General features: G+C 68.0%; 11 protein-coding genes. 8 read left to right on the top strand and 3 right to left on the bottom strand.

What is annotated here, in order from left to right:
• Positions 1–5 precede the first annotated feature (5 nt).
• The 4 genes from AC1DZV_RS18510 to AC1DZV_RS18495 all read left to right on the top strand — a co-directional run bounded on the left by AC1DZV_RS18510 (position 6) and on the right by AC1DZV_RS18495 (position 4,143).
• Positions 6–1,211: an argininosuccinate synthase gene (locus AC1DZV_RS18510; RefSeq protein ID WP_476954323.1), complete on the top strand. Its 1,206-nt coding sequence runs from the start codon at positions 6–8 to the stop codon at positions 1,209–1,211.
• Positions 1,208–2,698, top strand: a complete 1,491-nt coding sequence (argH, locus tag AC1DZV_RS18505) for an argininosuccinate lyase (RefSeq protein ID WP_476954322.1) — start codon at positions 1,208–1,210, stop codon at positions 2,696–2,698. Before AC1DZV_RS18510 ends, argH begins: the two co-directional genes overlap by 4 nt.
• Positions 2,699–2,811: 113 nt before the next feature.
• A complete protein-coding gene (locus AC1DZV_RS18500; protein WP_243181789.1) occupies positions 2,812–3,348 on the top strand; it encodes a pyridoxine/pyridoxamine 5'-phosphate oxidase in 537 nt (178 codons plus the stop codon).
• A 57-nt stretch (positions 3,349–3,405) separates the two neighbouring features.
• Positions 3,406–4,143 carry a maleylpyruvate isomerase family mycothiol-dependent enzyme gene (locus tag AC1DZV_RS18495; RefSeq protein WP_476954321.1) on the top strand — a complete coding sequence of 246 codons (738 nt, stop codon included), beginning with the start codon at positions 3,406–3,408 and terminating at the stop codon, positions 4,141–4,143.
• 90 nt (positions 4,144–4,233) lie between these two features.
• Here the strand turns inward: AC1DZV_RS18495 and AC1DZV_RS18490 are convergent, their stop codons facing one another.
• Together AC1DZV_RS18490 and AC1DZV_RS18485 are read right to left on the bottom strand one after the other, a co-directional pair.
• Positions 4,234–4,752, bottom strand: coding sequence for a methylated-DNA--[protein]-cysteine S-methyltransferase (locus AC1DZV_RS18490; RefSeq protein ID WP_476950488.1), 519 nt, complete (start codon positions 4,750–4,752; stop codon positions 4,234–4,236).
• On the bottom strand, positions 4,749–6,284 hold the full coding sequence (locus AC1DZV_RS18485) for an AlkA N-terminal domain-containing protein (protein WP_476954320.1): 1,536 nt from the start codon (positions 6,282–6,284) through the stop codon (positions 4,749–4,751). Before AC1DZV_RS18485 ends, AC1DZV_RS18490 begins: the two co-directional genes overlap by 4 nt.
• Positions 6,285–6,374: 90 nt before the next feature.
• Here AC1DZV_RS18485 and AC1DZV_RS18480 point away from each other — a divergent pair, with 90 nt between their 5' ends.
• Positions 6,375–7,076: a DNA-3-methyladenine glycosylase gene (locus AC1DZV_RS18480; protein WP_476950486.1), complete on the top strand. Its 702-nt coding sequence runs from the start codon at positions 6,375–6,377 to the stop codon at positions 7,074–7,076.
• Between the two features lie 593 nt (positions 7,077–7,669).
• On the opposite strand, the gene AC1DZV_RS18475 is transcribed toward AC1DZV_RS18480, so the two are convergent.
• Positions 7,670–8,419, bottom strand: coding sequence for a GNAT family N-acetyltransferase (locus AC1DZV_RS18475; protein WP_476954319.1), 750 nt, complete (start codon positions 8,417–8,419; stop codon positions 7,670–7,672).
• A gap of 180 nt (positions 8,420–8,599) precedes the next feature.
• Between AC1DZV_RS18475 and AC1DZV_RS18470 the strand changes: the two genes are divergently transcribed.
• From AC1DZV_RS18470 to tyrS, 3 genes are all read left to right on the top strand, one after another.
• Entirely contained in the window at positions 8,600–9,121 is a 522-nt protein-coding gene (locus AC1DZV_RS18470) for an adenine phosphoribosyltransferase (protein WP_243181808.1), read from the top strand.
• A 147-nt stretch (positions 9,122–9,268) separates the two neighbouring features.
• Complete coding sequence (locus AC1DZV_RS18465; protein ID WP_476954318.1) at positions 9,269–11,497, top strand: HelD family protein; 2,229 nt, start codon at positions 9,269–9,271, stop codon at positions 11,495–11,497.
• 59 nt (positions 11,498–11,556) lie between these two features.
• A complete protein-coding gene (gene tyrS, locus AC1DZV_RS18460) occupies positions 11,557–12,870 on the top strand; it encodes a tyrosine--tRNA ligase (protein WP_028277280.1) in 1,314 nt (437 codons plus the stop codon).
• Positions 12,871–13,384: the final 514 nt, after the last annotated feature.

Genomic DNA, 13,384 nt, shown 5'->3' with positions numbered 1-13,384 from the left:
TTTCCGTGACTGAGCGTATTGTTCTGGCCTACTCCGGTGGCCTGGATACTTCCGTAGCCATCGGCTGGATCGGTGAAGCCACCGGCGCCGAGGTCATCGCCGTGGCGGTCGACGTCGGACAGGGCGGCGAATCGCTGGAGACCATCCGCCAGCGCGCGCTGGGCTGCGGCGCCGTCGAGGCCTACGTCGCCGATGCCAGCGAGGAGTTCGCCAACGAGTACTGCGTGCCCACGCTGAAGGCCAACGCCCTCTACCAGGGCCACTACCCGCTGGTCTCGGCCATCTCCCGCCCGGTGATCGTCAAGCACCTGGTCAAGGCCGCCCGCGAATTCGGCGCCACCACCGTCGCCCACGGCTGCACCGGCAAAGGCAACGACCAGGTCCGCTTCGAAGTCGGCATCCAGACCCTCGGCCCGGACCTGAAGTGCATCGCCCCGGTCCGTGACCTCGCCCTGACCCGCGACAAGGCCATCGCCTTCGCCGAGGAAAAGGGACTGCCGATCGAGACCACCAAGAAGAACCCGTACTCGATCGACCAGAACGTCTGGGGCCGCGCCGTCGAAACCGGCTACCTCGAGGACATCTGGAACGCCCCCACCAAGGACATCTACGACTACACCGCCACCCCGGAATTCCCGCCGGCACCGGATGAGGTCACCATCTCCTTCGAGGCCGGCGTCCCGGTCGCGATCGACGGCGTCAAGGTCACCCCGCTGCAGGCCATCAAGGAACTCAACCGCCGCGCCGGCGCCCAGGGCGTGGGCCGGATCGACGTCGTCGAGGACCGCCTCGTGGGCATCAAGTCCCGCGAGATCTACGAGGCACCGGGCGCCATGGCGCTCATCACCGCGCACAAGCACCTCGAAGACATCACGATCGAGCGCGAGCAGGCCCGCTTCAAGGCGACCGTCGGCCAGCGCTGGGCCGAGCTGGTCTACGACGGCCAGTGGTTCTCGCCGCTCAAGCGCTCCCTCGACGCCTTCATCGAGGACACCCAGAAGTACGTCTCCGGTGACATCCGCATGGTGCTGCACGGCGGCCAGGCAATCGTCAACGGACGCCGCTCCGAGACCTCGCTCTACGACTTCGACCTTGCCACGTACGACACCGGCGACACGTTCGACCAGTCGATGGCGCGCGGCTTCATCGAGCTGTGGGGCATGTCCGCCAAGGTTGCCTCCGGCCGCGACATCCGCGTCGCAGGACAGTGAGTCAGCCGCAGGGCCCACGGGCGCAGGGGTCCCCGGCCGAGCGAAGCGAGGCTGGGGGGCGCCCGGGGACGAAATCCGAAGCAACGAATACGGGAGCGCTGTGGGGCGGCCGGTTTGCCGGCGGCCCCGCGGACGCCCTCGCCGCGCTGAGCAAGTCCACGCACTTCGACTGGCGGCTGGCCCGCTACGACATCGCCGGGTCCAAGGCGCACGCCCGCGTGCTGCACAAGGCCGGGCTGCTGGACGACGCCGAACTCGACGGCATGCTGGCCGCCCTGACGCAGCTGGATGAGGACGTCGCCTCCGGCGCCTACCTGCCGGCCGAGTCCGATGAGGACGTGCACGGTTCGCTCGAGCGCGGCCTGATCGAACGCGCCGGTACCCAGCTCGGCGGCAAGCTCCGCGCCGGCCGGTCCCGCAACGACCAGGTGGCCACCCTGGGACGGATGTTCCTGCGCGATCACGCCCGGATCATCGCCCGCGGCGTGCTCGCCACGATTGACGCTCTCGTGGACCAGGCCAAGGCGCACCAGGGCGTGGCCATGCCTGGCCGCACCCACCTGCAACACGCCCAGCCGGTCCTGCTCAGCCACCACCTGCTGGCCCACGCATGGGCGCTGCTGCGCGACGTGCAGCGGCTGGCCGACTGGGACAAGCGCGCCGGGGTTTCGCCCTACGGCTCCGGTGCCCTGGCGGGCTCCTCGCTCGGCCTGGACCCCGAGGCCGTCGCCGCGGACCTGGGCTTCTTCTCGGCGACGCACAACTCCATCGACGGCACCGCCTCCCGCGACGTCTTCGCCGAGTTCGCCTGGATCACGGCCATGATCGGCGTGGACCTGTCCCGGGTCTCGGAAGAAGTGATCCTGTGGGCCACGAAGGAGTTCTCCTTCGTCACCCTGCACGACTCCTACTCCACCGGCTCCTCGATCATGCCGCAGAAGAAGAACCCGGACGTGGCCGAACTCGCTCGCGGCAAGGCCGGCCGGCTGATCGGCAACCTGACCGGGCTGCTGGCCACCCTGAAGGGCCTGCCGCTCGCGTACAACCGCGATCTGCAGGAGGACAAGGAACCGGTCTTCGACGCCGCCGACACCCTGGAGGTCCTGCTCCCGGCAGTTTCCGGGATGATCGCGACGCTGAAGTTCAACACCGAACGGATGGAAGCGCTGGCTCCCCAGGGTTTCGCGCTGGCGACGGACATCGCCGAATGGCTGGTCCGCCAGGGTGTGCCGTTCCGCGAGGCGCACGAGCTCTCCGGCGCCGCGGTCAAGCAGGCCGAAAGCCGCGGCGTCGAGCTCTGGGACCTCACGGACGAGGAATACGCCGCCATCTCGGGGCACCTGACGCCGGAGGTCCGTACGGTCCTGTCCACCGAGGGTTCGCTCAACAGTCGGAACTCGCAGGGCGGCACCGCACCGGCCGCCGTCGAACGCCAGCTGCTGGCCCTCGAGGGCGAGCTCGCCGGCGTGCGCGAGTACGCGGGCTAGCTAGCAGACGCGAGACGCTCCTGCATTGCCTGCAGGAGCGTCGGCGGATTTCCTGCCAAAAGTGAGGGAGCGTTTGGCGTTTGCCGCCGAAAACTCCCCGCTAGCATTGCGACATGAGCGAATCGTTCCGCCAACTGCTGCGTGCCCTGCCCGACTTCCCGGAAGTGCTCCCGGACTTCGACCCGGCGGCGGCGCCCGCTGACCCCGCGGAGCTGTTCCGGCTGTGGCTGGACGAGGCCCTGGCGGCCGGGGTGCCGCAGCCCAATGCGTGCAGCCTGGCCACCGCCGATGAGCACGGCCGGCCGTCGTCGCGGATGCTGATCCTGAAGGACATCGACGCCGACGGCTGGCACTTCGCCACGTCCCGGAAATCCCGCAAGGGCAAGGAGCTCACGGCCAACCCGCACGCGGCGCTGAACTTCTTCTGGCAACACCAGGGCCGCCAGGTGCGGGTGGCCGGGGACGTCGTGGAGCTGTCCGCGGAAGCCTCGGCCGCCGACTGGCGGGCCCGGCCCGGCGCCGACGACGGCGAAAATGCAGACAATGAAAACACAGACTGGCAGCTCTACGCCATCCGGCCCCGCGAAATCGAATTCTGGCAGGCCCGGCACGACCGCCGGCACATCCGGCACCGCTACGCGCCCCGCTGACCGGGCAACGCTCAGTTAATCCGACTTAATTGGGTGGCTCGGTTTAGGATGGGCGCCATGACCTCAATCACACCAGAGAACCTTCGGGCAGAACTGCACCGCGCCGCCGGAGTCGTGGCCGGAATCGCCGCGAAACTGACGGAACAGGACATCAAAGCGCCGTCGGAACTGCCCGGCTGGAGCCGCGGGCACGTGCTGGCCCACATCTGCGGGATTGCCAACGCGATGGGCCGGCAGCTCGAATTTGCCGCCCGCGGCGAGGGCGTCGAACTCTATGACGGCGGCTTCGAGGGGCGAAACCGCGCCATCGAGATGGCGGCCGGCCACAGCCTCGGGCAGCACCGGGCCGACCTCGACGCAGCGTTGGACCGGGCCCTGCGCGCCTTCGACTCCCTCGACGCGGCCGGCTGGCGTGAGCCCATCACCTACCGGGGAGGAGTCGTGTTCGACGGCGGCCTGGCACTGTGGCGCGAACTCGTCATCCATGCCGCCGACCTCGGCACCGGCCACGGACCGGAAACCTGGAGTCGCCCGTTCTGCGGGCACCTTTTCGATTTCCTCTCCGCGCGGGTACCCGAGGGCCAGCGCTTCGTGCTGCAGCCGCTCGGCCTGCCCGCGGTGGCCATCGGGAGCGGCGGAACATCGACCGTGATCAACGGCATGCTCACGGACATCGCCGCGTGGCTCGCCGGCCGCAACCCCACCCTCGGCAGCCTGCGCGCCACCGCCGCGGCCGACGGCGTCGACCTTCCGAAGCTGCTGCCCTGGCCTGCCGGCGTTCCGGTCAACAACTGAGTACGCCCGGGTCCGGCAGGCCGTCCCTCGCACACGGTGCACCCGTCAACAACTGAGCCCGCCCGGGCCGGGCGGGCTACGGAATAAGGCTCAGGGCCGTGCCGTCGCGAGGGCTGCTTCGCGTTCCCGGTCCAACAGGCTGCCCTTGACGGCCAGCCCCCAGCGGAAGCCGCCCAGCGTCCCGTCGGTGCGGATGACGCGGTGGCAGGGAACAAACAGGGCCGCCGCATTGAAGGCGCAGGCACTGGCCGCCGCCCGGACGGCCTTGGCGTTGCCGGACAGCTCCGCGTACTCCGTGTAGGTCACCGGGCGCCCCGGCGCGACCGTGCGCAGCACGTCCCAGGCATGGCTGCGGAACGGACCGGACTTCTGCAGCACCGGCACCCCCATGGCAGGCTCCGGATCGCCGGCATAGAACGCCTCCACGGCCTCGGAGATCTCGCCCAGCCCGGTGACGGTCTCGAATCCGGCCGGAAGCAGGGCAGCGTGGATCTGGCCGGTCAGCTCGCCGGGAACGGCGGTCCAGCCCGACGACAGGACAGCCCCGTCCCGGGCAATGATGGTGAACGGACCGTCCGGGGTGGACATGGTCAACAGCTGGGCTTTCATGGTTTCGCTTCCTTCGGAGTCTGCTTGTGGTTCTGCGTTGGAGCCTGCCTCGGCGGCAGGGACGGCTTGCGCGCCGCGGCCTGGGCAGCCGCTGCTGCGCGCCACAGGTGCATGGTGGCGTAAGAGCGCCAGGGGCTGACCTCACGGAAATCCGGGGCGAGGGTGGCGCCGTCGGGTGTCTCGGCGAGTGAACGGATGCCATTGCGGACCGCGGCGTCGTTGGCCAGGAACACATCCGGCGCGCCGATGACCCGCATCGCGACGTATCCCACGGTCCACGGCCCGACGCCGGCCAGGGGCAGGAGTCTGGCCTCCAGCCCCTGCACGTCATCGCCGTAGCCGAAATCGAGGTCCCCCGAGGCCATCGCCGCCGCGGCGCCCCGGACAGCATCGATCCGCCGCTGCGGGCCGCGGAGCAGTTCGAAGCCGGTCCCGGCGATCTGTGCGGCCGTCGGGAACAGCCGGTGGAGGCCGTCATCGGGCACCAGGCTCGTGCTCCCGGCCGCGGAAAGCTGGACCAGGGCGGTCCGCGCGGCGGCCACGGTGATCTGTTGGCCGATCATCGCCCGGATCAGCAGTTCCTGCGGATCAACGGCGCCGGGCATCCGGATGCCCGGCGTGAGCGCCACCGCGGCGGCCAGCCGGGAGTCGGCCTCGAGGGCGGCATCGATGGCGACCGGATCGGCGTCCAGGTCCAGCAGCCGGCGGACCCTGCTCAACAGGGCGGCCAGATCCCGGAGGTCGACGGCGCCGATGGTCAGCACGAGCGGACGCCCGGCCGTGCCGGCGTCGTAATCCACCCGGAAGCGGGCATCGCCGTGCATCAGCCGCAGGGTCCGGGCGTAGGAAGTGGAGGTACCTTCCTCGATCCCGGGGATGGCGCGGACGGCCAGGAAATCAAAGACGCCCGGGTCGAACGGTTCGCGGTACGGAAGGTTGAGCGTGAGCGCTGTGGTGGCCGCGGGGGAGCGGTGATGCCTGGCTGTGGCCCGGAGCGCGGAAGGCGTCATCGCAAAGACCTCGCCGATGGTCTCGTTGAACTGGCGCACGCTGCTGAATCCGGCGGCGAAGGCGATGTCCGAGACTTTCATGGCGGTGGAGACCAGCAGGGTGCGGGCGGTCTGGGCGCGGCTGGCCCGCGCCAGGGACAGCGGGCCGGCGCCGAGTTCGTGGCTGAGGATCCGGTTGAGCTGGCGCGAGGAGTATCCGAGCCGGGCCGCGAGCCCCTCGACGCCGTCGCGGTTGATCACGCCGTCATTGATGAGCCGCATGGCCCGGCCGGCGATATCGGAGCGCACGTTCCAGGCCGGCGTACCCGGCACGGCCTCGGGCAGGCAGCGTTTGCACGCACGGTAGCCGGCGTCGTGCGCCGCGGCGGACGTTTCATAGAACGTGACATTGTCCGCCTTGGGCGTCCGCGCGGGGCACGATGGCCGGCAATAGATGCCGGTGGTCCGGACAGCTGTGTAGAACTGCCCGTCGAATCGGGTGTCCCGGGCATCGATTGCCCGGTAGCGCTGCCAGAAGTCCATCACCCCATCCTGCCAGCTTCGCGGAGCAGCTGCTAGCGGAATTCGGACACGGCCGTCCTCACCTTTGGCGGTGTTTGTTAAAGTCTGAGCATGACTTCCAGCCCGCTTCCTGCCGAGTCCGGCATGGAGTCCGGCGCGGCCGTGTCCGTCCGCGCGCTGCTCTCGGCCGATGCCCGGCACGTGGCGCCGCTGATCCTCGGCGCGGTGCTGACGCACGACGGGCCCGGCGGATCCGTCTCGGTTCGGATTACCGAAGTGGAGGCATACCTGGGCCCGCATGATTCGCACCACCCTGACCCCGGGTCCCACACCTTCCGCGGCCAAACGGCCCGCAACGCCCCGATGTTCGGCCCGGCCGGCCACCTCTACGTGTATTTCACGTACGGGATGCACCATTGCGCCAATATCGTGTGCGGGCCCGAGGGCGTGGCGTCGGCGCTCCTGCTGCGGGCCGGCGAAGTGGTCGCGGGGCATGAACTGGCGAGGGCCAGACGGCCGACGTCGAAATCGGATGTCGACCTCGCGAGCGGGCCTGCCCGGCTGGCGACCGCGCTGGGACTGACGACGGCGGACAGCGGGCGGGATGCCCTCGCGCCGCCGTTCCGGCTGGAACCGGCCGCGCAGCCTCCGGAGGCGGTCGCCGCGGGCATCAGCTCCGGTCCGCGCGTCGGCGTCTCCGGCGACGGCGGCAGCCACGAGTACCCCTGGCGGTTCTGGCTCAGCGGCGACCCGACCGTCTCCCGCTACAAGGCGGCAAAGCCGGCAAAGGCGCCAAGCGCCCGCGGCGCGTGAGGCAGCGGGCACTGTGTGCGCCCCGTTCCCGCGCGCTGATGCCGGCACGTGCGGTGGGGGATGATGGAGCATTATGGGCGAGGGGAAGCGCGGAAAACCGGGCAGCGAGCTGGAGCGGCTCCAGATCTTCGCGGAGCTGGCCACCGAGTACTTCCGCATGGTGGAACTGTTCACCCCCGACGGCGTGCAGGTCGCGGCGGACTCCGTCGAGGCAGAGCGCCGGCACTGGATTGAGCTCTTCCGCGCGGCCCTGCTGCGCAAATTCATCGTTCCCGAAGAACACGTTTCGCTCAAACTCGTGGTGCGGGCGCTGCGCCTGTGCAACTACTCGGCGGACTCCCGGCTAGCCCAGGGCGCAGCAGAAGCGGCCGGGATGTTCACCAACGGGATGATCCGGGACCGCGAGGCGCTGATGGCCGAAATCGCTCTGGCCGACCATGACTTGTTCGAGGACGTCCTCTATGGACGGCTCCTTCACGGTGACGCCGACAGGTTCCGCCGGTCCGGATGGGCCGGGGACTACGCCCGGCTGAGCCGCGTGGCGGCCGGGCGGTTCGACGCCGAGCGCGCGCTACGAAAAGCGCTGGACATCGTCAACTACGGGCTTGCCAACGGACTCCTGCGCCCGCCGGAACCGGACTCCGTGCCTCCAGATGCCGTGCCCCCAGATGCCGGGCCTCCCGTTCATCCGGACGCCTTGCCGCCACCGGCAGGGGATTAGGGGTTCCAAGTTGCTGCGGGCTGCCCAGTGAATAGTCGGCGCCGACGGCGAAGGGGGCGAGCCGGCGCCGCAGGTCCTCGCGCACGTGCGGCCACTCCTGCGAGAGGATCGAGAAGACGGCGGTGTCCGCTCGTCCCCCGCCTGGCGCCGCGCGGTGGCCGCGGAGGACCCCCTCGAATTGTGCGCCGAGCCGTTCGATCGCCGTCGCACTCCTGGTGTTGCGGGCGTCGCAGCGGAAAGCCACCCGGTCCACTTCCAGTACCTCATAGGCGTAGGCGAGGAGCATGTGCTTGCTCGCCGGATTGACGTGGCTGCCCCAGAACTGCCGCCCGTAGAATGTTCCGCCGATTTCCAGGCGTTGCTGGTCCCGAACGTAGTCGCGGAGGGACGTCGTGCCCAGCAGGGCGCCGGTGCGCCCGTCCGTGACTGCGAACGGGATAGTGGCGGGATCCTCCAGCCGTGACCGGAACAGCGCCGCCAGCTCACTGGCAGTCCCAGGCATCGGTGCCGCCATGCCTGCCCACATGCCGGCGTCCACAAAATCGAAGAGACCCGCCGCATGGTGCGGGGCCAGCGGAACCAGCCGAACCCCATGGCCGGAGAGGACGATTTCGTGTCGCATTCGAGCATTCAATCACCGGCGGGATGGACAGGAGCGGCGAATCCGGCACCGACAGCGTGAACATTGGATGGCCGGTGGGTTGCCGCGGGCCGCCGGCACGGAAGGCCCGGGAAGCTTCCGGCTACCAGCCAGTAAGGTGGATGGGTGAATCAAAGCGACCCGAACCAGACGACGACTGCAATGCCGGTGGATGAACTGATCAAGAGCCTGTGCGCCACCATCCCGGACTATCCCAAACCCGGCGTCAGCTTCAAGGACCTGACCCCAGTCTTCGCCGACGGTGCCGCCTTCGGGGCCGTCGTCGATGCCCTGGTGGGACCTTTCCAGGGCCAGTTCGACGCCGTCGCCGGAGTGGAGGCCCGCGGCTTCCTGCTCGCGGCGGCCGCCGCCTACGCCACCGGGACCGGGGTCATCACGGTCCGCAAGGCCGGCAAGCTTCCGCGCGAGGTGTTCTCCGAGGACTACGCTCTGGAGTACGGCACCGCCACCCTTGAGCTGCACACCACGGACCTGGCGCCGGGGAGCCGGGTGCTGATCCTCGACGACGTGCTCGCCACGGGCGGCACGCTCGGCGCCGCGGCGCGGCTCTTCGAGCGGTGCGGGATCCACGTGGCAGGCATCGGTGTGGTCATGGAACTCGACGATCTTGGCGGCCGCACAGCCCTGACCGGCCACAACGTCCGGTCCCTGCTGCGGATTTAGCGGGCCTGCCGGGCTGGACCATCCGGGCCGTGTCGGTAGAATTCCCTGACGAAGACTGCCTTGGCATCGTTCGGCGACATGCAACAGCCGTGCCGACGAAATGGCTGTAGAATGGTGGGTCTGTCTTTTTCGATAGGGGAACGTTCGATGCACGACGCTGATTTGGTCCATGAACGCGACTATGTGGCCGGACTTTACGCCCGACTCGATGAGTTGCGGGCGGAGAAGCGCACCCAGCTGGCCCAGGTGCGCCGGGCCGGTGCCGTGGGCACCATGCAGAACGTTTCCGAACGTGATGCCTTCGCCGCCCTCTACGAGGACCGCCTCGCCCAGCTCGACGCCGTCGATGACCGGCTCGTGTTCGGCCGCCTGGACCTGGATTCCGGGGAGGCCCAGTACATCGGCCGCATCGGCCTGACCACCGAGGACCTGCAACGGCTCATGGTGGACTGGCGTGCGCCCGAGGCGGGTCATTTCTACCAGGCCACGGCATTCGACCGGCAGGGCGTCCGCCGCCGCCGCCACCTGATCCTGCAGGGCCGCGAGGTCAAGGCAATCGAGGATGACGTGCTCGACGCCGACATGCTCGCCGACAACGATTCGCTCCAGGGCGAGGGTGCCCTGCTGGCTGCCCTGAACTCCAAGCGGACGGGCCGGATGTCAGACATCGTCGGCACCATCCAGTCCGAGCAGGACCGGATCATCCGTTCCTCCATCTCCGGCGCCCTCGTCGTCCAGGGTGGCCCGGGCACGGGCAAGACCGCTGTCGCCCTGCACCGCGCCGCGTACCTGCTCTACACGCACCGGGACCGGCTCAAGAGCGCCGGCGTCCTGCTGGTGGGGCCGACGTCGTCCTTCATGAAGTACATCGAACGCGTGCTGCCCTCGCTCGGCGAGACCGGCGTCGTCATGGCGAGCCTGGGCCGGCTGATGCCCGGCATCACCGCCGTTGCCGAGCCGGACTCCGCCGTCGCCGCCATCAAGGGCCGGCTCGACATGGCCGAGGTGGTCGCCAACGCCGTGGCCAACCGGCAGCGCATTCCGGACGGAAACCGGACCCTTGAGGTGGACGGCCGCAAACTGGTCCTCACGCCCAGGCAGGTCCGCCGCGCCAAGGAGAGGGCGCGCGCCACGGGCAAACCGCACAACGAGGCCCGCGTCTCCTTCGTCAAGATCCTGCTCCGAGAATTGACCGAGCAGATGACGGAGCTGGTGGAGGCAGGCAACATCGGCAACAACGCCGACCGCTCCTACCTGGCGGAGGATGTCCGCTCGGCCCGGGATGTCCGGATCGCCCTGAACCTGTGCTGGATGCCGATGACCCCGGAGAAACTCGTGGGGGAGCTGCTCAGCAAGCCGGCCATCCTCGAGGCATGCACCCCGAACTTCAGCCCGGAAGAACGCGCACTGCTGCTCCGTCCGGCCGATTCGCCCTGGACCGAGTCCGACGTTCCGTTGCTGGACGAGGCTGCCGAATTGCTCGGCGAGCTTGATGCCGCCGCCGGGCGCGGCCTGGCGCAGCAGGAACAGGACCGGGCCCGCGACCTGGCCAACGCCAAGCAGACCCTGGTCAACATGGAAACCGCCGGTGTGGACGTCCTTGTCACGGCAGAAGACCTGGTGGACCAGAACCAGGAGCGTGAGACGCGGCTGACCGCTGCAGAGCGTGCCACCACGGACCGTTCCTGGGCCTTCGGGCACATTGTGGTGGATGAAGCGCAGGAGCTGTCACCCATGCAGTGGCGGCTGCTGGTCCGACGCTGCCCGCTGAAGTCCTTTACGATCGTGGGCGACATCGCGCAGACCAGTTCTGTTGCCGGCGCCAACTCCTGGCACAGCGCACTGGGCCCGATGTTCGGCGACCGCTGGCAGCTCGAGGAGCTGACCGTCAACTACCGCACCCCGTCCCAGATCGCCGAGGCCGCCGCCCGCATGGCGACCGCGGCCGGACTGGTGGTTTCGGCGCCCAAGGCCGTGCGGGAAGGGCGCTGGTCCCCGGTCATCGACAAAGTCGGCCAGGGCCAGATCGTCAACAAGCTCGTCGAGGTGCTTCCGGAGGAACTGGACGCCATCGAGGGCGGCCTGCTGGCGGTCATCGCCGACGGCGGCCTTCTCCCCGAGGCCAGCGCGGCACTGCGGGCCGTGTACGGCCACCGGGTCGGGACGGGCGCGGGGAGTTACGCGCAGGACATCGTGGTGATCAGTCCCCGCGAGGCGAAGGGCCTGGAATTCGACGGCGTCGTGGTCCTGGAACCGACGGACATGCTCAATCACGAGCACGGCCGGGTGGGTGACCTGTACGTGGCCATGACCCGGCCCACCCAGCGCCTGCGGCTCATCGCCGCCGCCGGAGTCCCGGCAGGCATCGAGGAGTAAGCCGGGCCGGCAGGCGTCACCTGCGCTGCCGCCCGGTTGATCCTGCTAACTTAGATTCCGTGTCCCAGCTAAATATTCTCGATGCCCAGCAGAACGATCCCAGCTTTGCCAATATCTGGCAGGAGCTGAAATGGCGCGGCCTTGTCCACGTCTCCACGGATGAGGCGGAGCTCGAAAAGCTCCTCGCCGGCGACCCCGTGACGTATTACTGCGGCTTCGATCCGACCGCGCCGAGCCTGCACCTGGGCAACCTGGTCCAGCTGCTGCTCATGCGCCGGATCCAGCTGGCCGGCCACAAGCCGCTCGGACTCGTGGGCGGCTCCACGGGCTTGATCGGTGATCCGCGTCCGACGGCGGAACGCACCCTGAACACCAAGGACACCGTGTCCGAGTGGGTAGGCTACCTTCAGGCCCAGGTCCGTAGGTTCCTGAGCTTCGAGGGCGACAACGCAGCCCGGATGGTCAACAACCTGGACTGGACGGCGCCCCTGAGCGCCATCGACTTCCTGCGCGAGATCGGCAAGCACTACCGTGTCGGCACCATGCTCCGGAAGGACGCCGTCGCCTCCCGCCTCAGTTCCGACGAAGGCATCAGCTACACGGAGTTCAGCTACCAGATCCTGCAGGGCATGGACTACCTGCAGTTGTTCCGCGACTACGGTTGCATGCTGCAGACCGGCGGCTCGGATCAGTGGGGCAACCTCACCAGTGGCACCGAGCTCATCCGCAAGGTTGAGGGCAAACACGTCCACGCCCTGGGAACGCCGCTCATCACCAACTCTGACGGCACCAAGTTCGGCAAGAGCGAGGGCAACGCGATCTGGCTGGATCCAACCATGTGCAGCCCGTACGCGTTCTACCAGTTCTGGCTCAACACGGCGGACGCCGACGTCGCGGACCGACTCAAAGTGTTCACCTTCCTGAGCCGCGCCGAGATTGAGGAACTGGAGCTCGCGATCGCCGAACGGCCCTTCGCCCGCGAGGGCCAGCGAAAGCTGGCCTACGAGGTGACTTCGCTCGTCCATGGCGTGGACGCCACCGAGAAGGTCATTGCGGCTTCCGCCGCGGTGTTCGGCAACGGCGACCTCTCCGTACTGGACGAAGCGACACTGAAGGCGGCGACCTCCGAGCTGCCCTCCGCCACGGTTGACGCCGGCGCCCTGGGCATCATCGAGCTGCTGGTCGCCTCCGGTCTGTCTGAGAGCAAGTCCGCCGCACGCCGCACCGTGGGGGAGGGCGGCGCCTACGTCAACAATGCGAAGGTGTCTGACCCCGACGCCGTTATTGCGGCCAGCGAGTTGCTGCACGGGCGCTACCTGCTTCTGCGCCGGGGCAAGAAGAACCTGGCAACGGTGGAAGTCGCCGCGTCCTGACCAGCACGGGATCCTGACCAGTACCGGATCCTGACCGGTACCGGATCCTGACCGGTACCGAAAACGCACCTGCACGCTCCTTCCCGGCCGATTTGCACGGCCGGGGAGGAGCGTGTATTGTTTTCTGAGTTGCCGCCGTTGAGTGGTGACAAACCCCCACAAATGAGAAGCAATTCTTCATGCGCCAGGCGCACATAATGAAAATTGCTTCAATTATGCTGGGCGGATTCGCTCCACAAAGCGAAATTCCGATGAAAATCGCGAATTTGCAAAGTGGAAATGAATGAAATAAGCTGTAAACATCGCAGCGAAGAAAAGCGAAATAAAAAATTCATGGAAATGAATTGTTTCGGCAAGTATTCGAATGTGTCTGTTGTTTGAGAACTCAATAGTGTGCCAAGTTTGTTGATACCAATTTATTGTATTGAATTGGTTGAATTTGCCGGGCCCGCCACCCCGTGGTGTGGTCTGGTGTTTTTAGCTGGTTTCAAATTTTGTGCAGCGTGTGCATCCC

The organism is Arthrobacter sp. P1_D12 (assembly GCF_056406175.1).
Note: the sequence above shows the minus strand (reverse complement) of the source record. Positions and strands in the feature narration are given on the sequence as shown.